Genomic DNA, 25,594 nt, shown 5'->3' on the forward strand with positions numbered 1-25,594 from the left:
TGCCCGCCCCGGCGCCGGAGCCGTCCCCCGCGCCGCGGCCCGACGCGACCACGATGGACGCGACGGCGGGGAACACGGCCCCCGCCCCCTACCCGCCCCCGGCGCCGGACCCGGTGTGGCCGGTGGAGCCGCAGCGCACGCAGCTGGACACCGACGCGTTCAGGACCCAGCTCGACCCCGGCCCGGCGTGGCCCGGCTCCGGCGCGTCCGCGCGGCCCTCCGCCCCGCCGCCCCTGCCGGAACAGGGTCTGCCGCCGGCCCCGGATCCCCAGGCCGCCCTGCCGCCGATGCCTCCGATGCCGCGGGCCGCCGCGGATCCGGCCCCGCACGCGGACCTGCCGCCCCCGCCGGCGCCGGTCCCCGAGCCGCCGCCCCCGCTGCCGGCCGCGCCGGTCGCCGAGCCGGAGCCGCAGGTCGCCCAGGCGTACGGGATCCGGTTCCTGTGCGGCGCCGACGACATCGAGCGCGTCGTCACCGAGGTGCGGCGGCGCGGCAAGTGGGCGCGGCGGCTGCGCGGGCAGGAGGTGTCGAGCGCGTCGGCGCCCGCGCTGCTGCTGATCGGCGCGCCCTCCAGCGGGCAGCGGCGGCTGGCCCGGATGGTCGCCCGCGCGCTGGCGGAGGTGGAGGCCTCCAGTGGCGAGGTCCACTCCGTCCACGCCGAGGACCTGCGCGAGCACGGCCCCGACGGGCTGCGCGCCGCGCTGGAGGAGCACGCGGGCCACGTCCTGCTGCTGGACGGGCTGGACGGGCTGATCCTGGACGAGGCCGACGGCGCCGCGTACGCGTCCGTGCTGTACCGGACGCGGCTGGAGGGCGTCAACGACACCGCGCTGCTCGGCACGTGCGAGCCGGACCGGGTCGGGGAGCTGTCGGCGGCGTCGCCGGAGCTCACCGCGGATCTGCGCGCGGTGCGGCTGCCGGACCTGTCGGGCGCGCAGGCGCGGGCGGCGCTGGTGCGGCTGCTGGCCGAGGAGCGCAGCCTGCGGCTCGGCGCGGACGCGTGGGAGGTGGTGAACCGCGAGGCGGGGTCGCTGCGCCCGCGCGGGCGGCTGACCGGCGCGCGGCTCGTGGAGGCCTACCTGGACCGGGCCGCGACGCGGCATCTGGGCAGCGCGGAGGCCACGCAGGCGATCGGGAGCGCGCTGTCGCTGACGGCGGCCGACTTCGAGGGCCTGGCGGCGGAGCTGTCCGGCCGCTGACCGCGCACCGCCGGGGCCCGATTCCCCTTGCCCGCAGGGGATTTCGGGCCCCGCGGCGCGGCGGAATGTCGGCGCCCCGGGTCACGATGGGTGCGTGGATCGCGTAGACCGGCTGCTGGCGCTCGTCGCCGAGCTGCGGGCGGCCTCCCCCGAACCGCTGGACCCGGCCGTCCTGGCGGCGCGGCTGGGAGTCAGCGGGCGGACCGTCCGCCGCGACCTGGAGCTGCTCAGCCACGGCGGGCTGCCGGTGCGCTCCGGGCCGGGCCGCGGCTACGTCCTGCCCCCGCCGCCGGACCCGCCGCCGCTGAGCGAGGTCGAGTCGCTGATGGGCCCGGTGCACGGCACGCTCGCCGAGGCGGTCCGCACCCGCCGCGTGGTGCGGCTGGCCTACACCGATCGGGCGGGGGCGCGCAGCTTCCGCGACGTGGAGGCGCACGGCCTGGTCATCGCCCCCTACGGCGAGTACCTGGTGGGGTGGTGCCGGATGCGGGACGGGCCGCGGATGTTCCGGCTGGAGCGGATCGGCGCGGCGTTCCTGTCGGGGCGGGCCGCGGAGGTCCGCGACCTGGACGGGCTGCTGGCGGCGCTGCGGGTGCCGGTGCCGCGCCCTCCCGCGGAGCCGAGCCCGCGCGGCCGGGCGGGCCCGGCGCGGGCCCGGGCGTGGACGCTGGACCGGCTGGAGCACGTCCGGTCGCGGCTGCGCGACGCGGCCGCCGAGGCGCGCGGCCCGGCGGCGCCGGGCCGGCCGGGCGGGGGCGCGGCGGCGCTGCGCGGCGTGCTGGGGCATCTGGCGGAGTGGACGCGCTGGCAGGCGGCGGCGATCCGGTCCGCGGCGACGGGCGAGGAGCCGGTGCCGGCGGGGCGGCGACCGCCGTTCCCGCCGGGGTTCGACCGGGAGATGCCCTACCACGCGCGGGAGCGGATGATCCAGGACGCGATGGCGCTGCGCTCGCTGGGCGAGGTGGCGCGCGACCTGGAGGAGGTGCTGGACTCGGTGGGGCACTGGGCGGCGGACTGCGACGACGCGCTGTGGGAGGACGAGCTGCCCGACCCGCGCCCCTACGGCCCGCCGGGGCCGCCGCGTCCGCTGGCGGACCTGCTGGCGGGCTGGCGGGGCCCGCTCGCCCACATCGAGTGGCATCTGGACCGGCTCACCGACGAGCCGCCGCTGCCGCCGGGCGACGACGAGGAGGAGGTCTGGGTCGTCGACCGCTGCCCCCTGCAGGCCTGACCCGCCCCCCGCCGCCCCCCCGCCGCCCCGGCGTCCGGCACGCGATGCGGGCCGCGGGTCAGGGCGCGGCGCCGGGGGCGGGCCGGCGTGGCGCGGGCACCGCTGCGCCGTCGGCCGGGGCTCCGTCGGCCGAAAGCGTGCCGGCGGGGGCGGTGCCGGGTGGCGGGGTGAGGCGGCGGGTGAACCACACGGTCTTGCCGGGCGGGTGGGGCAGGGCACCGAAGGCGGTGGCGAGGGCGACGACCAGGAGCAGGCCGCGGCCGGCCTCGGACCAGTCCAGGACGCGGGGCGGCCCGCCGGGGGCGGCGGGCGGGGCGGGGTCGGCGTCGCTGACCTCGGCGGTGAGCAGGGTCCCGTCGAGGCGGAGGGCGAGGCGGACGGGGCCGCTGCCGTGTACGACGGCGTTGGTGACGAGCTCGTCGACCATGAGGACGATGTCGCCGGTGTCGGCGGGGTCGGTGACGTGCCAGTCCCGCAGGGCCCGCGCGGTGAGGCGGCGGGCGCGGGACGCGGCGGTGGCGCGGGCGGGCAGTTCCCACGCCGCGGCCGTACCGGCGCGGCCGGTCTCGGTGCCGTCGGTGTCGGTGCCATCGGTGTCCGCGCGGTCCGTGGCGGCGTCCGCGTGCGGGTGGTCTTCGGTCGCGGTCGGTTCGGGCGGTGCCGTCCCGGTCCCGGTGGTCGTCATCGTGCGGTCCCCCGTTTCGTGCGGTCGTAGTCAGGGACGCGCCCGGTCCGGGGGCGGTGCACGGGTGGAGGGAAACCCTCACCCGGGGGTGAGGTGGACCGCGCGCGCGGGTGCCGGTGGAGGAGGCACTCGCCGGGAGCCGTTAGAGTGGACGGGTCGGTGTGGCATGTGTCCCCCGGGCTCTACCTGACGCCTTCGGGGAATACCGCCGGTCCCATGCGGTCCGGGCTGGAGCTTCGTTGTGCCTTTCGCCGTGAGGCGACCACCACACCGGCTTGAACGCCGAGGCCCCGGCGGGTTCGATCTCGCCGGGGCCTCGGCGTTCGCATGTGCGCGGTGCGGGGAGGACGGGTGGTGTTAGAGGACGGCCGCCGCGATGCCGGCGCCGATCGCGGACAGGACGATGATGACGGCGGCGGCGGTGAGGACGATGACGCGGGCGCGGCGCCCGCGGGGGGCGCCGAGGCGGGCGAGGCGCTGGGCCAGCCGCGGGTCGTCCTCGCTCAGGCGGACCTCGATCTGCGTGAGGATCCGCTGCTCCTCCATCGACAGCGCCATGCTTCAAACCTCCGGGGGGTGGTCAGGTGACTGGTTCCTCCCCGCAGATCATGATCATTATCCCTTCGGGGCGTTGACCGTTGCGCCGCGGCCGGGGGCGCTCTGGTGGTGGAGGCGGTCCAGGGCGGTGACGTAGTAGGTGTAGGCGCGGCCGGGTTCGGCGGACGGGTCGATGATGCCGCCGCCGCGGACGTCGGCGATGAGCCGGCCGGGGTCGACGGGGGCGCAGCCGGGGGCGGCGCCGTCCACGCGGTAGACGGCGTAGGAGGCGGCGCCCTGGGAGGGCCGCCAGGTGACGCGGACGCCCTTGTCCTCGGTGACGGCGGCGGTGTCGTGGACGGGCGGGGGCGCGGCGCCGCCGCGGCCGGCGGGGACGGGCGCGATGGCGGGCCGCGCGTAGTGGTCGTCGCGGAGCCGGGCGGCGAACCCGCGGCGGTTGGCGGCGATGTCGGAGGCGCTGAAGAACACGTCGCCGCGGACCTGCGGGTACTTGGCGTTGAGGGTGAGGTGCCGCGACAGTTCGGCGGGCTTCTTCCAGGTGGCGTCGGCTCCGACGCGGTAGGCGGCCTGCCCGATGGTCAGCTGCACGCGGGTGCCCTTGACCTGCGCGGCCCACCAGGCGACGAGCTCGGCGTAGTCGGCGCGGGGGTCGCCGATCGGCCAGTACAGCTGGGGGGTGACGTAGTCGACCCACCCCTTCTTGATCCACTTGCGGGTGTCGGCGTAGATGTCGTCGTAGCTCTGCAGGGCGCGGGTGGACGAGCCGGCGGGGTCGTTGCCCTTGTTGCGCCAGACGCCGAAGGGGCTGATGCCGAACCGGACCCACGGCTTGGCGTCGTGGATCTTCTCCGACAGCGACTCGACGAGGGTGTCGACGTTCTTGCGCCGCCAGTCGCCGCGGTCCATGCCGTTCCCGTGGGCCTTGTAGGTGGCGCCGTCGGGGAACTCGCCGCCCTCGGGGTAGGGGTAGAAGTAGTCGTCGAAGTGCACGGCGTCGATGTCGTACTTGGTCACGACGTCCATGACGGCCTTGGTGGCCAGGTCGCGGACCTGCGGCAGGCCCGGGTCGTACCACAGGCCCGTCCCGTACTTGCGGACCCAGTCGGGGTGCTGCCGGGCGGGGCTCTCGGGCGACAGCTTCTTCACATCGCCCTGGCGGGACACGCGGTAGGGGTTGAACCAGGCGTGGAACTCCAGGTTGCGGGCGTGGGCCTCCTTGAGCATGAACGCCAGGACGTCGTAGCCGGGGTCCTTGCCCTGGGTGCCGGTGATCCACTGCGACCACGGCTCGTACGGGGAGTCGTAGAACGCGTCGGAGTTCGGGCGGATCTGGACGAACACGGCGTTCATGTTCATCGCGGCGGCGGTGTCCAGGAGCTTGACGTACTGCTTCTTCTGGCCGGCGGCCGAGCCGCCGGCGTCCTTGGGCCAGTCGATGCCGCCGACGGTGGCGATCCACATGCCGCGCAGCTGCCGGCCCCTGGAGTCGCCGGGGGCGGCGACCTCGGAGCATTCGGCCTTGGCGCCGGGCGGCACGGGGCCGCGCCCGCCGGCCTCCCGCTCCCCGAACGCGGGGATGCCGCACGCGGCGAGCGCGCCCGCCGACACCCCCGCCGTCAACGCCGCCGCCATTGCCCGGTACCTGGATCGCCTAGCCATAGCGGCCCATTGTTACGCACCCGTTGCGATGCTCGGGCCAGAACGCGAATGCCCGTGTGATCCTCTCCCGTCCCGTTTCACCCGATCCTGCCTTGCGGCGTATCGCAACGAGGCCCGGCGGCGGCGGCCGCCGCCATGGCGCGGTCAGGCGGGTTCGGGGTCGAGCTCGATCGGCTCGGCGATGACGTCGACCATGGCGCCGTTGCGCAGGACGGTGACGGGCAGAGGCCGGCCGATCGCGTCGGCGAACATCAGCTTCTGCAGCGACTGGGCCTGCGATACCGGCGCGCCGCCCGCGGTCAGGACCAGGTCGCCGCGGCGCAGCCCGGCCCGGTCGGCGGGGCTGCCCGGCACCACCTCGGCGACGCGCAGCGCGTCGTCCTGCCCGGTGCGGGCGCGCAGCGCCGCCGGGACGGGGACGGGCGCGGCCGCCAGGCCGAGGAACGCGCGGCGGACGCGGCCGTCGCGCATCAGCGCGGCGATGATCCGCCGCGTCGTCGCGTTGACCGGGACGGCCAGGCCGAGCCCGATCCCCGCGACGGCGGTGCTGACCCCGACGACGCGGCCGGCCGCGTCGGCCAGCGCGCCGCCGGAGTTGCCGGGGTTGAGGGCGGCGTCGGTCTGGATGACGTCCTCGATGACGCGGACGGCGGTACCCGAGCGGGTGGGCTGCGCGGTCGGCAGCGACCGGCCGAGCGCCGACACCACCCCCGCGGTCACCGACCCGGTGAGGCCGAGGGGGTTGCCGACCGCGACGACGAGCTGCCCCACCACCAGCGCGTCGGCGTCGCCCAGGACGACCGGACCGGGGGTCGGGCCGTCCGCGCGCACGACGGCCAGGTCCGACAGCGGGTCGGTGCCGACGACGGTGAAGTCGGCGGTGGCGCCCCCGGCGAACGCGGCCTGCCCGCCCGCCGCCGAACCGACCACGTGGGCGTTGGTCAGCAGGAACCCGTCGTCGGTGAACGCCACGGCCGAGCCGGCGCCCTCGCCGCGGCGGTGCCGGACCCGCAGCGCCGCCACCCGCGGGGTCAGCTCGCGCGCCACGGCCGACACCACGCGGGAGTAGGCGTCCAGCGGCTCGGTCTCGTCCATGCCACCTCCCGGATGATTACATCGTTACACGGTAACCATCCGGGAGGAAGGGGTGTTCCCGGTCACGCCGGGCGCGGGTCCGGCCGCAGAACGCTGTACAGCACCTCGTCGTGGTACCGGCCGCCCAGGAAGCTGTAGCCGCGCATCACGCCCTCCCGCGTGAACCCCGCCTTCTCCAGCGCGCGCTGCTCGGCGACGTTGTCGACGTCGGTCTCGGCCTGGATCCGGTGCACCGGCGTGTGCGCGAACAGGTACTCCACCAGCAGCCGCTGCGCCCGCGTCCCCGCGCCCATCCCGCGCGCCCCCGGCATCAGCGAGATCCCGATGCTCCAGCACCACGTCCGCGCCGCCGGCGTCAGGCGGCGGTAGGACACCAGCCCGAGCCGGTCCCCGCCCCGCACGACCAGCAGGGTCCCGGTGTCCTCGCCGAGCATCCCGTCGGACTGCCAGCGGCGCCGGAACCGGCCCGGATCGAACCAGCCCTCCCACAGGAACGGGCCGGCCAGCTCCGGATCGGTGCGCAACCGCTCCACGAACGGCAGATCGTCCTCGGCGACGGGCCGCAACAGCACATGATCGTTCACGGGTCGCCACCGTAGGGCCCCGCCGCCCCCGCCGCCACCCGGGCTCAGCGCAGCGTCGACAGCCCCCCGTCGACGTGCACGACCTGCCCGGTCACATAGGACGCGCGGTCCGACAGCAGGAACACCGCCACGTCCGCGACCTCCCACGCCGTCCCCTGCCGGTGCATCGGGATCAGCCGCGCGACCTGGTCGCGGCTCCGGTTGCCCGCCGAGGCGTCCCGCCCCATCACCGTGTCGATCAGGCCCGGCGCCACCACGTTCGCGCGGACCCCGCGCGGCGCGCCCTCCGCGGCGATGTGCCGCACCAGCCCCGTCAGCCCCGCCTTCGACGCGTCGTAGGACGGCGACCGCGACCCCGGCTTGGTCCCCGCCAGGGACCCGATGAACACCAGCGACCCGCCCGCCTCCAGCGCCGGCATCGCCGCCTTGCCCACCAGGAACGGCGCCCGCAGGTTCACGTGCAGGACCCGGTCCCAGTCGGCCAGCGCCGTCCCCGCCAGCCCGTACCCGATCCCGATCCCGGCGTTGAACACCACCCCGTCCAGGCCGCCGAGCCCCTCCACCGCCTGCGTGACCACCCGGTCGCACGCCGCCGGGTCGGTCACGTCGGCCACCACCGTGCACGCCTTCCCGCCCTCCGCCGCGATCATCGCGACGGTCTCCCCCGCGGCGTGCTCGTCGACGTCCGCGCACGCCACCATCGCCCCCTCCCGCGCGGCGCACACCGCGATGGCGCGGCCGTTGCCGACCGGCGCGGCGGGCTCGGCGCTCGGCCGCGTCCCCGCGCCGACGACCAGGATCCGGCGTCCGGCCAGCAGCCCGCCGGAGGGGCGAAGATCGGGCATGACCGGCACCGTAGCCGACACCGCCCCGTCCCGCCCAGAGGCGACGCCCGCCCGGGGCCGCCGGGAACGTCCGGAAGCGGCCCGCGAGGGGCGCGAGCGGCTAGGGTGCCGGGCATGGGAACCGCCGCACCCGGACAACCCGTCGTGGTCGAACGCGCCGCCGGCGCCGGCGGCGAACTGGTGCTGCGCCGCGCCGGCGCCGACTACGAGATCATCAGCAACGGCGTGTTCCTCATGGACACCCGCAACGGCGAGTCCGAGCGGCTGCTGGTCCGCGCCGCCGCCGAGCGGCTGGACGGACCGGTCCGGCTGCTCATCGGCGGGCTCGGCGTCGGGTTCTCCCTCGCCGAGGCCCTCACCCTCCCCGACGTGACACACGTCACCGTCATCGAACGCGAACCCGCCGTCATCGGGTGGCACACCGCACGACTGCGCCCCTGGTCGCGCGGAGCGCTGGACGACCCCCGCGTCACCGTCCGGTGCGCCGACCTCCTGGACGCCGTCGCCGACCCCGCCCCCGGCACCGGACGCTTCGACGCGATCTGCCTCGACATCGACAACGGCCCCGACTGGACCGTCACCCCCGGCAACGCCCGCCTCTACGCCCCCACCGGCCTCGACCTGCTCACCCGCCTGCTGACGCCGCGCGGCGTCCTGGCGGTGTGGAGCGCCGGCGCCGCACCGGCGTTCGAGGCGCTGCTGCGCGACCGGTTCGCCCGCGTCGAGGCCCGCCCGGTGCCCGTGCCGCGCGGCGAACCCGACGTGGTCTACCTCGCCGCGCGCCCGCGCCCCGGCGGGTGAGCGCCGCGCGGGACGGGCCGCGCACACGCCCCTACAAAGCGGGACGGGCCGTTTCTGTAGCCCGCGCGACCCTCCCCGAACGTCCAGTTCGCTAGGTTTCGGCCTGACAAAACCTTTTTGGGAGGATCTGTGGCTACTGCCCACGCAACCCAGCGGCGCCCCGCCGTCCTGGGCGACCTGCTGCCCGGTTCCCTGGCCCGCGACGCCGCCCTCGTCGCCGGCGCCGCCGCGTTCGTCGGCGTCGCCGCGCAGATCGCCGTCCCGCTGCCCGGCACCCCCGTCCCCGTCACCGGCCAGACCTTCGCCGTCCTGCTCGCCGGCGCCGCCCTCGGCACCGGACGCGCCGCCCTCGGCATGCTCGTCTACCTGCTCGCCGGAATCGCGGGCGTCCCCTGGTTCACCGACGGCACCTCCGGCGCCGGCTTCCCGACCCTCGGCTACATCATCGGGTTCGTGGTCGCCGCCGCCGCCGTCGGCCGCCTCGCCGAACTCGGCGGCGACCGCACCCCGCTGCGCACCGTCGGCACCATGCTCGCCGGAACCGTCATCATGTACGCCGCCGGCGTCCCCTACCTGATGGCCTCCCTGCACGTCGACCTCGCCAAGGCGATCGACCTCGGCATGACGCCCTTCCTGGCCGGCGACGCCCTCAAGGTGCTGCTGGCGGCCGGGCTGCTGCCCGCCGCCTGGAAGCTCACCGGCGCCGCCCGCCGCTGACACCGCCCCGCATCCGTCCCGTCCCCGCGCATGGGGACGGGACGGACGGGCATACGAGCCCCCACACGCGCCCCGGCCGGCCCCGCACGCCCCCGCACGCCCCCGCACGCCCCCGCACAGGCCCAGCACAGGCCGCCCGTGTGGCGCACACCTCACCCCGCACCCCCGCCCCCACCGTTTGAACAGGTTCAAATCTGTCGTACAGTGGCCTGGTGAAGCTCGCCGTGACAGCACCGGACCGACTCACCGTCCACACCGTCCCGGTCCCCGACCCGGGCGACCTCATCGCACGGCTTCCACACCCCACCGCCCTCGCCTGGATCCGCCACGGCGAGGGCATCGTCGGCTGGGGCGAGGCCGCCCGCCTCACCCTCCCCGGCGGCGACGACCGCTTCGCCGACGCGGCCCGCATGCTCCGCGACCTCTTCGGCACCGCCGACGTCGACGACCCCGTGGCCGTCCCCGGCTCCGGCCCCGTCGCCTTCGGCTCCTTCGGCTTCGACCCCAAATCCCCCGACTCCACCCTCATCATCCCCCGCCGCATCCTCGGCCGCCGCGACGGCCGCGCCTGGCTCACCACCATCGGCGACGACACCGACCCCCTCACCCTCGCCAACCCGCCCCAGCCCCCCACCGCCCTGCACTGGAGCGACGGCGCCCTCCCCGAGAACGACTGGGCCGACGCCGTCGCCACCGCCGTCGACCGCATCCGCGGCGGACGCCTCGGCAAAGTCGTCCTCGCCCGCGACATCACCGCCCGCGCCACCGCCCCCATCGACGCCCGCGCCCTCCTCCAGCGCCTCGCCGCACGCTTCCCCGGCTGCTACACCTTCTCCTGCGCCGGCCTCGTCGGCGCCACCCCCGAACTCCTCATCCGCCGCACCGGCGACGACGTCGAATCCCTCGTCCTCGCCGGCACCACCGCCCGCGGCGACACCCCCACCGACGACCACGCCCGCGCCGGCCGCCTCTTCGGCTCCGCCAAAGACCGCGAAGAACACCGCTACGCCGCCGAAATGGTCCGCGACGCCCTCACCCCCCTCTGCGCCGAACTGACCGTCCCCGCCCAGCCCGAACTCCTCACCCTCCCCAACGTCCTGCACCTCGCCTCCCCCATCCGCGGACGCCTCGCCGCCGACCGCTCCGTCCTCGACGTCGTCGCCGCCCTGCACCCCACCCCCGCCGTCTGCGGCACCCCCACCGACATCGCCCTCGACCTCATCCGCGAACTCGAAGGCATGGACCGCGGCCGCTACGCCGGACCCGTCGGCTGGGTCGACGCCCGCGGCGACGGCGAATGGGGCATCGCCCTGCGCTGCGCCGAGATCGACGGCACCCGCGCCCGCCTCTTCGCCGGCTGCGGCATCGTCGCCGACTCCGACCCCGACGCCGAACTCGCCGAAGCCCGCACCAAGTTCCGCCCCATGCAGTACGCCCTCCACGGCTGACCCGACGGCACACCGACACACCCGAGCACCGGGCACACTGGGACGATGCGCGCGAGCCGGCTGCTGTCCCTCCTGCTGCTCCTGCAGACCCGCGAACGCATGACCGCACGCGAACTCGCCGCCGAACTCGAAGTCTCCGTCCGCACCGTCTACCGCGACGTCGAATCCCTCAGCGCCGCCGGCGTCCCCGTCTACGCCGACCGCGGACCCGACGGCGGCTACCGACTCCTCGGCGGATACCGCACCCGCCTCACCGGCCTCACCGAAGACGAAGCCGCCTCCCTCCCCCTGTCCGGCATCCCCGGACCCGCCACCCAACTCGGCCTCGGCGACGTCCTCGCCGCCGAACTCAAACTCCTCGCCGCACTCCCACCCGCCCTCCGCGGCCGCGCCACCCGCATCCGCGAACGCTTCCACCTCGACGCACCCGGCTGGTTCCGCACCCCCGACGACGTCCCCCACCTGCACGCCATCGCCGACGCCGTCTGGAACCAGCACCGCATCGAGATCGGCTACCGCCGCTGGCGCCACCCCCAGCACGTCACCCGCACCCTCGACCCCCTCGGCGTCGTCCTCAAAGCCGGAACCTGGTACCTCATCGCCCGCCCGGCCCCACCCCCCGACACCACCGACGCACCGGACGGGCCCCGCGCCGCCCTGCGCACCTACCGCATCTCCCGCGTCCTCACCCTCACCACCCGCCACGACCACTTCGAACGCCCCGACGGATTCGACCTCGCCGCCCACTGGGCCGCCTACACCCACCGCTTCGAAGCCGACTCCTACCCCGAGCACGCCACCGTCCGGCTCTCCCCCGACGGCCTCACCCGCGCCCCCATCCTCCTCCCGCCCACCATGGCCCGCGCCGCCATCGACGCCGCCGACACCGCCCCCGACACCGACGGATGGACCCGGGTCACCCTCCCCATCGAATCCGTCCGCCACGCCCACGTCGAATTCCTCAAACTCGGCGCCGACGTCGAAGTCCTCTCCCCACCCGAACTCCGCGACATGATCACCGCGACCGTCCGCGCGCTCGCCACCCGCTACACCCCCGACACCCCCCATCTGCCAGGATGATGACCCGCCAACCGGCGAAAACGCACCCCCGAACCCCCGGTACGGTCGAAACGACCCCAGCACAGTGAGACGGAGGACGAAGCACCGTGGACGTCGAACGGACCGCTTTGCCCGGAATCGGCCTGCAGCACGTCATGACCACCGGGCGCGGCCGCCAACTCGGCGTCATCTCCCACCGAACCGGCCGCCGCGACCTCGTCATCTACGACAAAGAAGACCCCGACAGCTGCATCGCCACCGTCGCCCTCACCCCCGAAGAGGCCAACGCCATCGCCGAACTCCTCGGCACCGGACGCATCGTCGAACACCTCGCCGAACTCCACCGCCAGGTCGAAGGCCTCGTCACCGAGCAGTACCCCATCGCCCCGGGATCCCCCTACGACGGACGCCCCCTCGGCGACACCCGCGCCCGCACCCGCACCGGCGCCTCCATCGTCGCCGTCGTCCGCGACGGACAGGTCCTCGCCAGCCCCCGCCCCGACTTCACCATCACCGCCGGCGACATCATCGTCGTCGTCGGCACCGGAGAAGGCACCTCCGCCGTGGCGCAGATCCTCGCCAACGGCTGACCGCCCATGCACTCAGCCGTACAGCTCATCGAACTCGGCGCCATCATCCTCGCCCTCGGACTCCTCGGCGCCGTCTCCGTCCGCTTCTCCATCTCCCCCATCCCCCTCTACCTCATCGCCGGCCTCGCCTTCGGCTCCGGCGGCATCCTCCCCCTCACCACCAGCGAAGAATTCGTCTCCATCGGCGCCGAAGTCGGCGTCATCCTCCTGCTGTTCACCCTCGGCCTCGAATACACCGCCGGCGAACTCGTCGGCACCCTCCGCACATCCGCACCCACCGGACTCGCCGACCTCGTCCTCAACGCCGCCCCCGGCGTCGCCGCCGCCCTCATCCTCGGCTGGGGCCCCGTCGCCGCCGTCGCCATGGGCGGCGTCACCTACGTCACCTCCTCCGGCATCACCGCCAAAGTCATCGGCGACCTCGGCTGGCTCGGCAACCGCGAAACCCCCGCCCTGTTGTCGGTCCTCGTCTTCGAAGACCTCACCATGGCCGCCTACCTGCCCATCCTCACCGCACTCCTCGCCGGAGCCGGCCTCCTCGGCGGCGCCGCCACACTCGGCATCGCCGCCGCCACCATCACCGCCATCCTCTACATCGCCCTCCGCCACGGAAAACTCGTCGAACGCTTCGTCGCCAGCCCCAGCGAAGAAGTCCTCCTCCTCAAAGTCCTCGGCCTCACCCTCCTCGTCGCCGGCATCGCCCAGCAACTCCAGGTCTCCGCCGCCGTCGGCGCCTTCCTCGTCGGCATCGCCCTGTCCGGCAGCCTCGCCCACACCGCCCAGAAACTCCTCGCACCCCTCCGCGACCTCTTCGCCGCCGTCTTCTTCGTCTTCTTCGGCCTCCACACCGACCCCGGCGACCTCCCACCCGTCCTCGGCATCGCCGCACTCCTCGCCGCCACCGGCGTCCTCACCAAAATGGCCACCGGCTGGATCGCCGCCCGCCGCGCCGGCGTCGCCACCACCGGACGCCTGCGCGCCGGCGCCGCCCTCGTCCCCCGCGGCGAATTCAACATCGTCATCGCCGGCCTCGCCGTCAGCGCCGGAACCAACCCCCGCCTCGGCCCCCTCGCCGCCGCCTACGTCCTCATCCTCGCCGTCGTCGGCCCCGTCCTCGCCCGCGGCACCGAACCCCTCGCCGCCCGCCTCCGCACCCGCCGCGCACAGCGCCGCGCCCCGCAGACCGACGACGACGTACCGGTGATCCCCCGCCCCGTCCCCACCGGCGACACCGGCCCCACACCCACCATCACCTGACCGCCCATCACCTGACCGCCCGGCCCCTCCGCGGACGTCACCCGCCCGCGGACGGCTGGCACCCCGGACACCAGAACAGATTCCGCGACGCTACCTCCGCCGCCGCCACCGGCGTCCCGCACACCAGGCACGGCAACCCCGCACGCCGGTACACGTACACCTCACCACCATGATCGTCCACCCGCGGTGGACGCCCCATCGCCTCCGGCGTGTGCTCAGGACGAACCGTGTCGATCCGCCCCGCCCGCACACCCTCCGCCATCAGCAGCACCAGATCGTCCCAGATCGCCGCCCACTGCCCCGCCGCCAGCCGCCGCCCCGGCAACCGCGGATCGACCCCCTGCCGGAACAGCACCTCCGCCCGGTAGATGTTCCCCGGCCCCGCCACCACCGACTGATCCATCAGCAGCACCGAGATCGGCGTCCGCGACCGGCTGATCCGCCGCCACGCCACCTCCGGATCGGCGTCCGCCCGCAGCGGATCCGGCCCCAGCCGGTCGCGCAGCACCTTCACCCCGCCCGGCTCCAGCACCTCGCACGTGTTCGGACCCCGCAGATCCGCGAAATGCCCCCCGCCCGACAACCGCAGCCGCACCACCCCCACCGGCTCCGGCGCCGGCAGCTCCCCGAACCCGAACCGGCCGTAGATCCCCAGATGGACGTGCAACGTCACCTCGTCGTCGAACCCGAGCAGCAGATGCTTCCCATGCGCGTCCGCGTCCACCAGCACCCGCCCGTCCAGCCGCAGCGCACCCTCCGCGAAACGCCCCTGCGGGCTCACGGCGGCGACGGCGAGGCCGCCGAACATCCGCTGATGCTCGGCGGCCAGGCGATGAATCGTGTGTCCCTCGGGCATGGCCCGGAGCATAGCCCCGCCCCTACCGCAGCGGCTCCCCGATCTCCCGCATGTGACCGAGAGCCTGCCGGTACGACTCCACCAGCCCCGTCTCGGTGTACGGCAGGCCCACCGCCGCGCAGTGCTCCATCACCATCGGCCGCACCCGACGCAGCCCGCACCGCGGGATCCCCGGGAACAGGTGATGCTCGATCTGGTAGTTCAGCCCGCCCATCAGCCAGTCCGTGACCACCCCGCCCCGCACGTTCCGCGACGTCAGCACCTGCCGCCGCAGATGCCCCCACCGCTCACCCGGCTCCGGCATCGCCATCCCCTTGTGGTTCGGCGCGAACACCGCCCCCAGGTGCACACCGAAAAGCGCGTGCTGCACCGCGATCAGCGCCACCGCCTGCGGCACCGGCAGCAGCGTGAACGCCAGCGCCAGATAACCCGCCGCGTGCACCAGCAGCAGACCGCCCTCGACCAGTCGGTCGCGCCGGGAACGCCCCCGCAGGAACAGCAGGCTCCCCACTTTCAGATTGACGCCCTCCAGCGTCAGCAGCGGGAAGAACAGCGCCGCCTGATGCCGCGCCACCCACCGCGCCACACCCCGCTTCCGCCCGGCCTGCTCCCGCGTCCACGCCAGCACCCCCTCGCCGACGTCCGGGTCCTTGCCCACATGGTTCGGGTTCGCGTGATGCCGGTTGTGCTTGTCGTTCCACCACCCGTGCCCCATCCCCAGCAGCAGATTGCCCAGCAGCAGGCCGAGCCACCGGTTCGCCCGCGCGCTCCGCGCGATCTGCCGGTGCCCCGCGTCGTGCCCGAGGAACGCCGCCCGCGCCGCGAGGACGGCGAGCGGGACGCCCAGCAGGACCGTCCACCAGCTGTCCCCCGCCCACGCGACCGCGGCCCACACCGCGGCGGTCGCGGCCAGGTTCAGCCCGATCGCCCGCGCGTAGTACCCGCGGCGGCGCTCCAGCAGCCCGCTCTCGCGGACCCGCCGCGCCAGCGGAGCGAAGTCACTCCCGGAAGACCTCCCGGGAGTCGCCGCCGGAGCGGACGGGACGTGCAGGGTCGCGGGCATGGAGCCTCCAGTTCGAGCGGGAAAGACGACTACCCGAAAGCTACGCAGTGTGAGACCGTGCGGTCGCCACGCTGCGGAGCCATACCCGCCCTGGCTCGAAGGTCCCGGTAACACCCGATGTCCCTCGCTCCCCCGGGCGACCCGCCCGGCACGGCAGGACCCTGCGTAAAAGACCGGGGACCGCCGCCATATAAGGTCATAAGTCATGGACGATGGCACGCGGTGGATCGAACTGGACGGTGCGGTCAACGCCCGAGACCTCGGCGGGCTCCCCGCGGCAGACGGCCGGACCACCCGGCGGGGACGCGTGCTCCGCTCCGACAACCTCCAGGACCTCTCGGTCGGCGACCTTCGCGTCCTCCTCGACGACTACGCGCTGAAGAACGTCATCGACCTGCGCAGCGACGCCGAGGTCCGGCTCGAAGGCCCCGGCCCCCTCACCCGGATACCGACGGTGACCGTCCACCACCTGTCACTGTTCGCCGAGGGAGGCCGCCACACCGATGTCGCCGCCGATGTCAGCGCCGCCGACGTCGACAAGGCGCTCCCCTGGCAGGACCGCACGACCGGCCACTACCTCGGCTACCTCGCCGACCGCGGCGACTCCATCGTCGCCGCCCTGCGCGTCATGACCCGCACCGACGGCTCGTCACTGGTGCACTGCGCGGCCGGCAAGGACCGCACCGGGGTCGTCTGCGCCCTCGCCCTCGACGCCGCCGGCGTCACCCGCGAGGCCATCGTGGCCGACTACGCCCAGACCGGCGAACGCCTCGACGCCGTCCTGGACCGGCTGCGCGCCAGCGACACCTACGCCGCCGACCTCGACTCCCGCCCCGCCGAGACCCACCAGCCGCACGCCGCCATGATGGAGAAGCTCCTCGCCCGCGTCGACGAGGAGTTCGGCGGGACGCTCGGCTGGCTGGCCGGTCATGGCTGGACGCCCGAGGACACCGACGCCCTTCGCGAACGCTTCTTCGCCGTCTGACCCATCGACCCAACACCGGACGCGACCTCGATGTTGCTGATGGATTTGTTTCTTGACGATGGAGCGAGCAGTGCTACCGCCCAGGGCCTTTACACTGTAAGTTCAAGGGTGAAGCATTCGACGCCGCCGGATCGCGGCGCCAGTGCGTCGGGTCAGGCCAGAGTCTCGCGGACGGCGGCCTGCGCGGCCTTGCGGAGGTCGGCGTGCAGGGCCGCGTTCGCCTCCCTGCCGGTACGCGCCTCGATGATCCGCAGCCCCTCCCCCGCCATCGCCTTCGGCAGGTCGGCCGCGGCCTCCAGCCGCCGGTACGGGACGCCGTGCGCGGCGGCGACCGCCTCCACGTCCACCTGGTGCGGCGTGCCGAAGACCCGCTCGAACGGGCCGCGCAGCGCCGCCTGCGGCAGCAGCGAGAAGATCCCGCCGCCCTGGTTGTTCACCACGACGATCGCCAGGTCGGGACGCCGGTCGTACGGGCCGACGATCAGTCCGTTCTGGTCGTGCAGGAACGCCAGATCGCCCAGCAGCGCGTAGGAGCGGCCGCTGTGCGCCAGCGCGGCCCCCATCGCCGTGGAGATCAGCCCGTCGATGCCGCTCGCGCCCCGGTTCGCCATGATCCGGATGCCGCGCCGCGGCCGCATCACCTGGTCCAGGTCCCGGATCGGCATGCTCGCCGCCGTGAACAGCAGCGAACCGCCCGGCAGCCCCGCGACCAGGTCACGGGCCAGCCGCGGCTCGCTCACCTCCGGCACCGCGTCCAGCACCGCGTCGATCGCCGCCGCGGCGGCCAGGTCCGCGCTCCGCCACGACTTCAGCCACGCGTCGTCGCCCGACACCACCGGGATCTCCACCTCGGGAGCCACCTGCGTCGCCGACCGGACCGGGTCCGGCCAGCGCGTCAGATCAGGCGCCAGCACGATGTGCTCCTCCGCGCGGCGCAGCAGCGACAGCAGCGGACGCGACAGACCCGGCTTGCCCAGCGTCACCACCACCTCGGGGCGGTGCGTCTCCACGAACTCCGGGACGCCCAGCAGGAAATGGTGCGACGACAAGGCGTGGTCGCCGTAGCGGGCGTTGCCATTCGGCTCCGACAGCACGGGCCAGCCGGCCATCGACGCCGCCGCCACGTACCGCTTCACGTTCACGGCGCCGTCCCCCACCACCAGGACGCCGCGGCGGGTCGGCGGGACGTGCAGCACCGACCCCGGCGTCGCCGGGCGCACCTTCGTCCACGCGCCCGTCTCGTCACCGTCGAGAGGCTCGCACCACGTCCCGTCGCCGTCGGGGATCAGCGGCTCCCGGAACGCCGCGTTCAGGTGCACCGGCCCAGGCGACGGCGCCTGGGCCGCCCCCCACGCCCGGCTCACCAGCGACCGCCAGTACGCCACCATCCCGGGACGGTTCTCCGGCACGCCCACCTCGGTGCTCCACCGCACCGCCGTCCCGTACAGCTTCACCTGGTCGATCGTCTGGTTCGCGCCGGTGTCGCGCAGCTCCGGCGGACGGTCCGCGGTGAGGACCACCAGCGGGACGCCCGACTCGTGCGCCTCGATCACCGCCGGATGGAAGTTCGCCGCCGCCGTCCCCGACGTGCACACCAGCGCCACCGGACGACCGGACCGCTTCGCCAGCCCCAGCCCGAGGAACGACGCCGACCGCTCGTCGATCCGCACGTGCAGCCGCAGCCGCCCCGCCTCCTCGGCCGCCTGCAGCGCCAGCGCCAGCGGCGCCGACCGGGACCCAGGCGCCAGCACCGCGTCCGTCATCCCGCAGCGCAGCATCTCATCGACCAGGACGGTCGCCAGCGCGGTCGCCGGGTTCACGACGCCGCCCCGATCACCGCGGGGCCGTCCATATGCTCCTGCGCGGCCAGGACCCGGGCCCGCCATCCCGCCGCGTCGGGCGCCTCCCAGCGGCGCAGCGCCTCCTCGTCCACCGCGGGCCGCCGCACCTCGATCTCGCCCCCCACCGGACGCAGCGGATCGCCGGCGACGTCGCCCTCCAGCAGCGACAGCGTCCCCAGCCCGCACGCGTAGGGCAGCTCCGGCAGCGCGGCGGCCAGCGCCACCCCCGCCGCCAGCCCCACCGACGTCTCCACCGCGCTCGACACCACCACCGGCAGGCCGCACGCCTCCGCGACCCGCAGCGCCGCCGCGACCCCGCCGAGCGGCTGCACCTTCAGCACCGCCACGTCCGCGGCGCCCGCGGCCCGCACCTTCAGCGGGTCCTCGGCACGGCGGATCGACTCGTCCGCGGCGACCGGCACGTCCACCCGCCGCCGCACCAGCGCCAGCTCCTCCAGCGTCGCGCAGGGCTGCTCGGCGTACTCCAGCTCCCAGCGGTCCAGCGCCCGGATCATCCGGGCGGCGTGGTCGACGTCCCAGCCGCCGTTCACGTCGATGCGCACGCGGCCGTCCGGCCCGATCGCGTCCCGGACGGCCTCGACCCGCGCCATGTCGTCGGCGTCGCCCTGGCCGCGCTCGGCGACCTTCACCTTCGCGGTCCGGCAGCCGGACTCCTTGGTCATCGCGAACGCCCGGTCCGGGCCGACCGCCGGGATCGTCACGTTCACCGGGATCCGGTCGCGGACGGGCGCGGGCCAGCCCTCGTGCGCGGCCTCCCGGGCGGCGGCCAGCCAGCGGGCGCACTCGGCGGGGCCGTACTCGGCGAACGGCGAGAACTCCCCCCAGCCGGCGGGGCCCTGGATCAGGACGCCCTCCCGGCGCGTCACACCGCGGAACCGCGTCCGCATCGGGATGGAGTAGACCCGCACCCGCTGACCCCCTGACCTGCCTACCGAATCACGGTATTCCGGACCACACCGTGCCTTGGGTCCATTAGTAGTACCACGGGAAACGCGACCAATCGGGGTCGCGCTTCTCCAGGAACGCGTCCCGGCCCTCGGCCGCCTCGTCGGTCCCGTAGGCCAGGCGCGTCGCCTCCCCGGCGAACACCTGCTGCCCGACGAGCCCGTCGTCGATCAGGTTGAACGCGTACTTCAGCATCCGCTGCGCCGTCGGGCTCTTGCCGTTGACCTTCCGCGCCCATTCGAGGGCCGTCGCCTCCAGCTCGGCATGCGGGACGACGGCGTTGACCATGCCCATCCGGTGCGCGGCCTCGGCGTCGTAGGTGTCGCCCAGGAAGAAGATCTCGCGGGCGAACTTCTGCCCGACCTGCCGCGCCAGGTACGCCGACCCGAACCCGCCGTCGAAGCTCGCCACGTCCGCGTCGGTCTGCTTGAACCTGCCGTGCTCCCGGCTGGCGATCGTCAGGTCGCACACCACGTGCAGGCTGTGCCCGCCGCCCGCCGCCCAGCCCGGCACGACGCAGATGACGACCTTGCCCATCATCCGGATCAGCCGCTGCACCTCCAGGATGTGCAGCCGCCCGGCCCGCGCCGGGTCGATCGTCTCCGACGTCTCGCCCTCGGCGTACTTGTAGCCGTCCTTGCCGCGGATGCGCTGGTCGCCGCCGGAGCAGAACGCCCAGCCGCCGTCCTTCGGCGACGGCCCGTTGCCCGTCAGCAGCACGCACCCGATGTCGCTGGACATCCGCGCGTGGTCCAGCGCCCGGTACAGCTCGTCCACCGTGTGCGGACGGAACGCGTTGCGCACGTCCGGGCGGTCGAACGCCACCCGCACCGTGCCGTGGTCGACGGCGCGGTGGTAGGTGATGTCGGTGAAGCCGAAGCCCTCGACCTCTTTCCAGGCGTCCGCGTCGAACAGCTCAGAGACCATGTGTTCCTCTCCTCGGCGACCGCGCCGGCCGGGTCGCGGTCGGTCGTGACCCATTCAACCGCTCCCGTGTTTGAACGCGTTCAGCGGGGTCGTCTACGCTGGTGGGATATGGGTCGCCCACTGCACGCCGTCGTCCTCCCGCCCGGCCCCCGCCTGCTGCGAGCCCTGGCGGACGCGCTCGACGGCGGACCCGCCGTCTGCCCGCTGCCCCCCGGGCTGCCCGCACCGGCCCTGCGCGCCCTGCTGGACGCGCTGTCCCCGGACGCGGTCGAGACCGCGGACGGCCTCGCCCCGCACTCCCCCGGCGGCTCGCACGCCCCCGTGGACGCCGGCACCGCCGTGCTGATCGCCACCTCCGGATCCACCGGAGCCCCCAAGTTCGTCGAGCTGTCCGCGGCCGCGCTGCGGCACTCGGCCGCCGGCACCCTGGCCCGCATCGGGGCCGGCCCCCGCGACCGCTGGCTGTGCTGCGTGCCCACCAGCCACATCTCCGGCGTCCAGGTCCTCGTCCGCTCCCTGGTCGCCGGCACCGACCCTGTCCTCGCGCCGCGTTTCGACGCCGCCGCCGTCGCGCGGGCGGACGGCCTGCACGTCTCGCTCGTCCCGACCCAGCTGCGCCGCCTGCTGGACGCCGGCGCCGACCTGTCCCGGCTCGGCGCGATCGTCCTCGGCGGCGCCGCCGCCGCGCCCGGCCTGCTCGCCGAGGCGCGCGGCCGGGGCGCGCGCGTCTTCACCACCTACGGCATGAGCGAGACGTGCGGCGGCTGCGTCTACGACGGGACGCCGCTGCCCGGCATGCGGGTCGCGCTCGGCGACGGCGGCCGGATCCGCCTGTCCGGCCCGTCCCTGTTCACCGGCTACCGGCTGCGGCCGGACCTGACCGCCGAGGCCAGGGACGGCGGCTGGTTCGTCACCCAGGACCTCGGCGCCATGGAGGACGGCCGGCTCCGGGTCCGCGGCCGCGTCGACGACGTGATCAACACCGGCGGGGAGAAGGTCGTCGCCGGCGAGGTCGCCGCCGCGCTGTCGCGGCACCCGGCCGTCCGGGACGTCGTCGTCGTCGGACGGCCCGATCCCGAATGGGGCGAGCGCGTCACCGCCGTCGTCGTCCCCGCGGGCTCCGCCGCCCCCGAACTGCCCGACCTGCGCGCCCTCGTCCGCGAGACGATGCCCGCCTACGCGGCCCCCCGCGAGCTGGAACTGGTGGAGGCCATCCCGCTGCTGGCGTCCGGGAAGCCCGACCGCGCCCGCCTGCGCTCCGCCGCACCCTGACCTCGTCCGCCCGCGCACGGATCCGCGCATGACCGGGGTGATCACGCGGGGAGGGGACGACCATGGCCGGACGGCTGATCGCCCCGCTGCGCCGCAGCGGCACCCCGCCTCTCGCCGCCACCCCCTCGAACCCGTCCCCCACGATGATCCTGACCTGCAGGAACGGGGGATCGCGTGGTACGGCCGGCCGCTGTGGCCGAGGGGGCCGGACGGATAGTGGCGTTGGTCACGCTGATACCGCCCGGCGCCTTTACGAAGTAAGGTGAGATCGGTTCTGGTCAGAGGTATGAAACGGCCCATTCCGGGCACCGGACGCGTCTGGATCGTTCCTCCGCGATCCTCCGGCGGGCCGCCGCTCCCCTGGCCGCGGGAACAATGACCCGGCCGTGCGACGTTCCGTTAAGTGCGTGCGCTACCAGCGAACACCACCAGCGAACACAATCCGCGCCGCACTCACACACCGAAGGGAGGGGGGTGTCCCCATGCCGCGAAGCGCCGTCGAGACCCCGCTCACGGAGACGGCGGGCCCCGCGCTCAACGAACTCCTGAAGCGTGGCCGTGCCCAAGGGCGCCTCTCGCTCGACGAGGTGCGGGGGGCCTTCGAGAGCGCCGGGATCAGCCCGGCGCAGGGCCGTTCCATCCTGCGCGAGCTGTCCGAGGCCGGCATCAGCCTGGCGGGCGAGGCCGACACCGTCCGCAAGATGGCCGCGGCCGCCGACCACGACGGCGGGGAGACCGCCCAGGCGACGCCCGGCACGGCGCCGGCGCGTCCCGCGAAGAGGCGCACCCCCCGCAAGGCCGCGGGCAGCCCCTCCGGCAAGGCCGCGGCGGGCCCCGCGGACGCCACGGACGCACCCGCCGACGCGCCCGCCGACGAGGCGTTCGAGGTCACCGAGGTCGAGGCCGCCGACACCCCCGCCGACCTGGACGACCAGTCGACCACCATGGGCGACTCGGTCCACACCTACCTCAAGGCCATCGGACGCCGCCAGCTGCTCACCGCCGAGCAGGAGGTCGACCTCGCCAAGCGCATCGAGGCCGGGCTGTACGCCGAGCACAAGCTGGAGACCGGCGACCTCTCCCCCGCCCTGCGCGCCGACCTGGAATGGGTCGCCGCCGACGGCCGCCGCGCCAAGGCCCACATGCTGGAGGCCAACCTCCGGCTCGTCGTCTCGGTCGCCAAGAAATACTCCGACCGCGGGCTGTCGCTGCTGGACGTCGTCCAGGAGGGCAACCTCGGCCTGATCCGCGCCGTGGAGAAGTTCGACTACTCCAAGGGCTACAAGTTCTCCACCTACGCCATGTGGTGGATCCGCCAGGCCATCCAGCGCGGCTTCGCCGACTCGGCCCGCACCATCCGGCTGCCCGTGCACGTGCTGGAGATGCTCAGCAAGCTGAGCCGCGTGGAACGCGACATGCACCAGCGCCTCGGCCGCGAGCCCACCCCGGAGGAGCTCGCCGTCGAGCTGGACAAGAGCCCCGAGCAGGTCCGCGAGCTGCTGCGCACCAGCCGCCAGCCGATCAGCCTGGACTCCACCATCGGCGAGGACGGCGAGACCCGCATCGGCGACCTCATCGAGGACACCGACAGCCCCGAGGCATCCGAGCTGGTCGACCGGCAGCTGATGGCCGACCAGCTGCGCCGCACCCTCGACATCCTGTCGCCGCGCGAGGCCAAGATCATGGCGATGCGGTTCGGGCTGTACGACGGGACGCCGCGCACCCTGGACGAGATCGGCAAGGCCCTCGGGCTGACCCGCGAGCGGATCCGCCAGCTGGAGAAGGAGTCGCTGTCCAAGCTGCGGCACCCCAGCAACGCCCGCCCGCTGCTCGACTTCGCCGTCTGAGATCCCGCACGCGCAAGGGGCCCCGCCCGGAACGTTCCGGGCGGGGCCTTCCCGACCATGGCGGCGATGCCGCGCGGGGTGGAACGTGCACAACAAGTCACGTACGGCCCGTGCGGTTCATCACGGTGCGTGACGGCGGTGTTCCCTAGTCGGCGCGGCGGAACTCCCAGATGGCCACCGCCATCAGAGCGAAGCCCATCCCGAGGACGATGACGATCTCCAGCCAGACCGGGACCGTCCAGCCGTTCCACGTCACGCCCGGGTCGAACGTGGCCAGCAGCCGCGGCGAGACGTCCAGGTGCGCGAACACCACGTGCCGCATCGGGTCGACCGCGTAGGTGAGCGGGTTGAAGCGGGTGAGGATGCTCAGCCACGTGGGCAGGCCGTTCAGCGGGTACAGCGCGCCCGACAGGAACATCATCGGCATCATCGCCATCTGCATGAGCCCGAAGAACGCCTGCATCTGGGTGATCCGCGCCGCCATCATCACGCCGAACCCCGTCAGGGCGAACGCCCCGATGAACATCAGGCCGATGAGCTGCGCCATCAGCGCGGGATCGTAGGGGACGCCGGCGAGGGGCGCGAGCATCACGATCACCACGCCCTGCAGCGTCGCCACGACGGCGCCGCCGATGCACTTGCCGACCACGATCGCGCTGCGGCTGACCGGCGCCACGAGCATCTCGCGCAGGAACCCGAACTCGCGGTCCCACACGATCGACCCCGCGGAGAACATCGCGGTGAACATCACCGACATCGCGCACACGCCGGGGTAGATGAACGTCTTCAGGTCGACGTCCCCGGCCGGGCCGCCGCCGCTGGTCACGAGGTTGGACAGGCCGGTGCCCATGACCAGCAGCCACAGCACCGGCTGGACGAGGCCCGACACCATGCGCAGCTTGTCCCGCCAGAACCGGATCAGCTCGCGGTGCAGGACGATCTTCACGGCGCGCAGGTCCTGCCGCGGGCCGCGCTCGGGCACCCGCACCCGCACGACCTCGGGGACCGTCCCCCGCCCCGCCTTCTCCGCCTTCTCCGCCGTGCTCGCCATCGTCATCTCCTCGCCGCGCGCATCGCCATCCGCATCCGGTCGCTCCCCGACGCCTCGGCGTCCCGGATCGTGGAGCCGGTGAAGGACATGAACACGTCGTCCAGCGACGGCCGCGCCACGTTCACCGACCGGATCGGGACGCCCAGCTCGGCGAACAGCCGCGGCACGAACGCCTCCCCGGAGGCCACCGAGAACGTGACCGCGCCCTCCGACACGACCGCCTCCAGCCCGAACCGCTCCCCGATCTCGGCGATCGCCGCCAGGTCGTCGGCGGTCTGGATGCGGATGCGGTCCTCGCCGACGCCCGCCTTCAGCGCCTCGGGGGTGTCGAGCGCGACGATCCGCCCCGAATCCATGATCGCGATGCGCTCGCAGAACTCGGCCTCGTCCATGTAGTGCGTCGTCATGAAGATCGTGATCTCCTCGGCGCGCTGCAGCTGCCGGATGTACTCCCAGATCGACGCCCGGGTCTGCGGGTCCAGCCCGACGGTCGGCTCGTCCAGGAACAGCACCCGCGGAGAGTGCAGCAGCCCCCGGGCGATCTCCAGCCGGCGCTTCATGCCGCCGGAGTAGGTCTGCACCAGGTCGCCGCGGCGGTCCCACAGGTTGACCATCTCCAGCACCTGGCGGATGCGGCCGGCCGTCACCGAGCGCGGCACCCCGTACAGCTCGGCGTGGAAGCGCAGGTTCTGCTCGCCCGACAGGTAGCCGTCGAGCGTGGGGTCCTGGAACACCAGTCCGATGTTGCGGCGCACGCTGTCGCGTTCGGCGACCACGTCGTGGCCGGCCACCCGCGCGCGGCCGCCGGACGGGCGCAGCAGGGTGCAGAGCATGTTGATGGTCGTGGACTTGCCCGCGCCGTTCGGGCCGAGGAAACCGAAGATCTCCCCCGCCCGCACGGTGAAGTCGATCCCCCGCACGGCCTCCACGTCGCCGAACTTCTTGATCAGGCCGTCGACCTCGACGGCGGGTTCCCCGTCCGGCATGGGGGCCTCCCCTCCGTATGGAATCGCGCGCCCATCTTTGGGCTGTCCAACGGTAGGAGTATCCTATCTCTC

The 25,594-nt window shown here is 74.3% G+C and carries 23 protein-coding genes and 1 pseudogene; 11 read left to right on the top strand and 13 right to left on the bottom strand.

The window, feature by feature from the left end:
• Positions 1-1,199: pseudogene (locus tag SM611_RS32685) on the top strand (hypothetical protein); the annotation flags it as partial.
• Positions 1,200-1,293: 94 nt separating this feature from the next.
• Entirely contained in the window at positions 1,294-2,430 is a 1,137-nt protein-coding gene (locus SM611_RS32690) for a helix-turn-helix transcriptional regulator (RefSeq protein ID WP_371954192.1), read from the top strand.
• A gap of 58 nt (positions 2,431-2,488) precedes the next feature.
• Here SM611_RS32690 and SM611_RS32695 read toward each other — a convergent pair whose 3' ends face one another.
• From SM611_RS32695 to SM611_RS32720, 6 genes are all read right to left on the bottom strand, one after another.
• The gene (locus tag SM611_RS32695; protein WP_371954193.1) at positions 2,489-3,115 is read right to left on the bottom strand and encodes an ATP-binding protein; all 627 of its coding nucleotides are present in this window, start codon (positions 3,113-3,115) and stop codon (positions 2,489-2,491) included.
• Positions 3,116-3,472: 357 nt separating this feature from the next.
• On the bottom strand, positions 3,473-3,673 hold the full coding sequence (locus tag SM611_RS32700; protein WP_371954194.1) for a DUF3040 domain-containing protein: 201 nt from the start codon (positions 3,671-3,673) through the stop codon (positions 3,473-3,475).
• A gap of 57 nt (positions 3,674-3,730) precedes the next feature.
• Positions 3,731-5,305, bottom strand: a complete 1,575-nt coding sequence (locus SM611_RS32705; RefSeq protein ID WP_371954195.1) for a glycoside hydrolase family 10-like protein — start codon at positions 5,303-5,305, stop codon at positions 3,731-3,733.
• Positions 5,306-5,476: 171 nt separating this feature from the next.
• A complete protein-coding gene (locus SM611_RS32710) occupies positions 5,477-6,427 on the bottom strand; it encodes a S1C family serine protease (RefSeq protein WP_371954196.1) in 951 nt (316 codons plus the stop codon).
• A 62-nt stretch (positions 6,428-6,489) separates the two neighbouring features.
• Positions 6,490-7,011, bottom strand: coding sequence for a GNAT family N-acetyltransferase (locus SM611_RS32715; RefSeq protein WP_371954197.1), 522 nt, complete (start codon positions 7,009-7,011; stop codon positions 6,490-6,492).
• 44 nt (positions 7,012-7,055) lie between these two features.
• Positions 7,056-7,856, bottom strand: coding sequence for an SDR family NAD(P)-dependent oxidoreductase (locus SM611_RS32720; protein ID WP_371954198.1), 801 nt, complete (start codon positions 7,854-7,856; stop codon positions 7,056-7,058).
• A 114-nt stretch (positions 7,857-7,970) separates the two neighbouring features.
• Between SM611_RS32720 and SM611_RS32725 the strand changes: the two genes are divergently transcribed.
• The 6 genes from SM611_RS32725 to SM611_RS32750 all read left to right on the top strand — a co-directional run bounded on the left by SM611_RS32725 (position 7,971) and on the right by SM611_RS32750 (position 13,728).
• The gene (locus SM611_RS32725; protein WP_371954199.1) at positions 7,971-8,657 is read left to right on the top strand and encodes a spermidine synthase family protein; all 687 of its coding nucleotides are present in this window, start codon (positions 7,971-7,973) and stop codon (positions 8,655-8,657) included.
• A gap of 129 nt (positions 8,658-8,786) precedes the next feature.
• Positions 8,787-9,374 (top strand): biotin transporter BioY, encoded by a 588-nt coding sequence (locus tag SM611_RS32730; protein WP_371954200.1) that lies wholly within the window; start codon positions 8,787-8,789, stop codon positions 9,372-9,374.
• Positions 9,375-9,586: 212 nt separating this feature from the next.
• The gene (locus SM611_RS32735) at positions 9,587-10,822 is read left to right on the top strand and encodes an isochorismate synthase (protein ID WP_371954201.1); all 1,236 of its coding nucleotides are present in this window, start codon (positions 9,587-9,589) and stop codon (positions 10,820-10,822) included.
• 45 nt (positions 10,823-10,867) lie between these two features.
• Positions 10,868-11,902, top strand: coding sequence for a helix-turn-helix transcriptional regulator (locus tag SM611_RS32740; protein WP_371954202.1), 1,035 nt, complete (start codon positions 10,868-10,870; stop codon positions 11,900-11,902).
• An 86-nt stretch (positions 11,903-11,988) separates the two neighbouring features.
• The gene (locus SM611_RS32745; protein ID WP_371954203.1) at positions 11,989-12,471 is read left to right on the top strand and encodes a cation:proton antiporter regulatory subunit; all 483 of its coding nucleotides are present in this window, start codon (positions 11,989-11,991) and stop codon (positions 12,469-12,471) included.
• A gap of 6 nt (positions 12,472-12,477) precedes the next feature.
• Positions 12,478-13,728: a cation:proton antiporter gene (locus SM611_RS32750; protein ID WP_371954204.1), complete on the top strand. Its 1,251-nt coding sequence runs from the start codon at positions 12,478-12,480 to the stop codon at positions 13,726-13,728.
• Between the two features lie 37 nt (positions 13,729-13,765).
• Here SM611_RS32750 and SM611_RS32755 read toward each other — a convergent pair whose 3' ends face one another.
• Together SM611_RS32755 and SM611_RS32760 are read right to left on the bottom strand one after the other, a co-directional pair.
• Positions 13,766-14,584: an Fpg/Nei family DNA glycosylase gene (locus SM611_RS32755; protein WP_371954205.1), complete on the bottom strand. Its 819-nt coding sequence runs from the start codon at positions 14,582-14,584 to the stop codon at positions 13,766-13,768.
• A gap of 22 nt (positions 14,585-14,606) precedes the next feature.
• Positions 14,607-15,647, bottom strand: coding sequence for a fatty acid desaturase family protein (locus SM611_RS32760; RefSeq protein WP_371954206.1), 1,041 nt, complete (start codon positions 15,645-15,647; stop codon positions 14,607-14,609).
• A gap of 205 nt (positions 15,648-15,852) precedes the next feature.
• On the opposite strand from SM611_RS32760, the gene SM611_RS32765 reads away from it, so the two are divergent.
• The gene (locus tag SM611_RS32765) at positions 15,853-16,632 is read left to right on the top strand and encodes a tyrosine-protein phosphatase (protein WP_371954207.1); all 780 of its coding nucleotides are present in this window, start codon (positions 15,853-15,855) and stop codon (positions 16,630-16,632) included.
• Positions 16,633-16,784: 152 nt separating this feature from the next.
• Here SM611_RS32765 and menD read toward each other — a convergent pair whose 3' ends face one another.
• The 3 genes from menD to SM611_RS32780 form a co-directional block, all read right to left on the bottom strand.
• Positions 16,785-18,452: a 2-succinyl-5-enolpyruvyl-6-hydroxy-3-cyclohexene-1-carboxylic-acid synthase gene (gene menD / locus SM611_RS32770; protein ID WP_371954208.1), complete on the bottom strand. Its 1,668-nt coding sequence runs from the start codon at positions 18,450-18,452 to the stop codon at positions 16,785-16,787.
• A complete protein-coding gene (locus SM611_RS32775) occupies positions 18,449-19,381 on the bottom strand; it encodes an o-succinylbenzoate synthase (protein ID WP_371954295.1) in 933 nt (310 codons plus the stop codon). The genes menD and SM611_RS32775 overlap by 4 nt, the downstream gene beginning before the upstream one ends.
• A gap of 85 nt (positions 19,382-19,466) precedes the next feature.
• Positions 19,467-20,366, bottom strand: a complete 900-nt coding sequence (locus tag SM611_RS32780) for a 1,4-dihydroxy-2-naphthoyl-CoA synthase (protein ID WP_371954209.1) — start codon at positions 20,364-20,366, stop codon at positions 19,467-19,469.
• Positions 20,367-20,474: 108 nt separating this feature from the next.
• Here SM611_RS32780 and SM611_RS32785 point away from each other — a divergent pair, with 108 nt between their 5' ends.
• Entirely contained in the window at positions 20,475-21,638 is a 1,164-nt protein-coding gene (locus tag SM611_RS32785; protein WP_371954210.1) for an AMP-binding protein, read from the top strand.
• A gap of 482 nt (positions 21,639-22,120) precedes the next feature.
• The gene (locus SM611_RS32790) at positions 22,121-23,485 is read left to right on the top strand and encodes an RNA polymerase sigma factor (RefSeq protein WP_371954211.1); all 1,365 of its coding nucleotides are present in this window, start codon (positions 22,121-22,123) and stop codon (positions 23,483-23,485) included.
• Positions 23,486-23,630: 145 nt separating this feature from the next.
• On the opposite strand, the gene SM611_RS32795 is transcribed toward SM611_RS32790, so the two are convergent.
• Positions 23,631-24,536, bottom strand: coding sequence for an ABC transporter permease (locus tag SM611_RS32795; RefSeq protein ID WP_371954212.1), 906 nt, complete (start codon positions 24,534-24,536; stop codon positions 23,631-23,633).
• A gap of 2 nt (positions 24,537-24,538) precedes the next feature.
• Positions 24,539-25,522 carry an ATP-binding cassette domain-containing protein gene (locus SM611_RS32800; RefSeq protein ID WP_371954213.1) on the bottom strand — a complete coding sequence of 328 codons (984 nt, stop codon included), beginning with the start codon at positions 25,520-25,522 and terminating at the stop codon, positions 24,539-24,541.
• Positions 25,523-25,594 lie beyond the last annotated feature (72 nt).

Origin of the sequence: Actinomadura monticuli, from assembly GCF_041463655.1 — a bacterium.
Classification (GTDB): domain Bacteria; phylum Actinomycetota; class Actinomycetes; order Streptosporangiales; family Streptosporangiaceae; genus Spirillospora; species Spirillospora monticuli.

Bases quoted from the DNA above. Each gene is read 5' to 3' on its own strand.
- SM611_RS32720 (WP_371954198.1), bottom strand. From the start codon at position 7,856: ATGCCCGATCTTCGCCCCTCCGGCGGGCTGCTGGCCGGACGCCGGATC.
- SM611_RS32740 (WP_371954202.1), top strand. From the start codon at position 10,868: ATGCGCGCGAGCCGGCTGCTGTCCCTCCTGCTGCTCCTGCAGACCCGC.
- SM611_RS32790 (WP_371954211.1), top strand. From the start codon at position 22,121: ATGCCGCGAAGCGCCGTCGAGACCCCGCTCACGGAGACGGCGGGCCCC.
- SM611_RS32800 (WP_371954213.1), bottom strand. From the start codon at position 25,522: ATGCCGGACGGGGAACCCGCCGTCGAGGTCGACGGCCTGATCAAGAAG.
- SM611_RS32780 (WP_371954209.1), bottom strand. From the start codon at position 20,366: ATGGTCTCTGAGCTGTTCGACGCGGACGCCTGGAAAGAGGTCGAGGGC.
- SM611_RS32775 (WP_371954295.1), bottom strand. From the start codon at position 19,381: ATGCGGACGCGGTTCCGCGGTGTGACGCGCCGGGAGGGCGTCCTGATC.
- SM611_RS32760 (WP_371954206.1), bottom strand. From the start codon at position 15,647: ATGCCCGCGACCCTGCACGTCCCGTCCGCTCCGGCGGCGACTCCCGGG.
- SM611_RS32725 (WP_371954199.1), top strand. From the start codon at position 7,971: ATGGGAACCGCCGCACCCGGACAACCCGTCGTGGTCGAACGCGCCGCC.
- SM611_RS32755 (WP_371954205.1), bottom strand. From the start codon at position 14,584: ATGCCCGAGGGACACACGATTCATCGCCTGGCCGCCGAGCATCAGCGG.
- SM611_RS32705 (WP_371954195.1), bottom strand. From the start codon at position 5,305: ATGGCGGCGGCGTTGACGGCGGGGGTGTCGGCGGGCGCGCTCGCCGCG.
- SM611_RS32700 (WP_371954194.1), bottom strand. From the start codon at position 3,673: ATGGCGCTGTCGATGGAGGAGCAGCGGATCCTCACGCAGATCGAGGTC.
- SM611_RS32710 (WP_371954196.1), bottom strand. From the start codon at position 6,427: ATGGACGAGACCGAGCCGCTGGACGCCTACTCCCGCGTGGTGTCGGCC.
- SM611_RS32750 (WP_371954204.1), top strand. From the start codon at position 12,478: ATGCACTCAGCCGTACAGCTCATCGAACTCGGCGCCATCATCCTCGCC.
- SM611_RS32765 (WP_371954207.1), top strand. From the start codon at position 15,853: ATGGACGATGGCACGCGGTGGATCGAACTGGACGGTGCGGTCAACGCC.
- SM611_RS32795 (WP_371954212.1), bottom strand. From the start codon at position 24,536: ATGGCGAGCACGGCGGAGAAGGCGGAGAAGGCGGGGCGGGGGACGGTC.
- SM611_RS32785 (WP_371954210.1), top strand. From the start codon at position 20,475: ATGGGTCGCCCACTGCACGCCGTCGTCCTCCCGCCCGGCCCCCGCCTG.
- SM611_RS32695 (WP_371954193.1), bottom strand. From the start codon at position 3,115: ATGACGACCACCGGGACCGGGACGGCACCGCCCGAACCGACCGCGACC.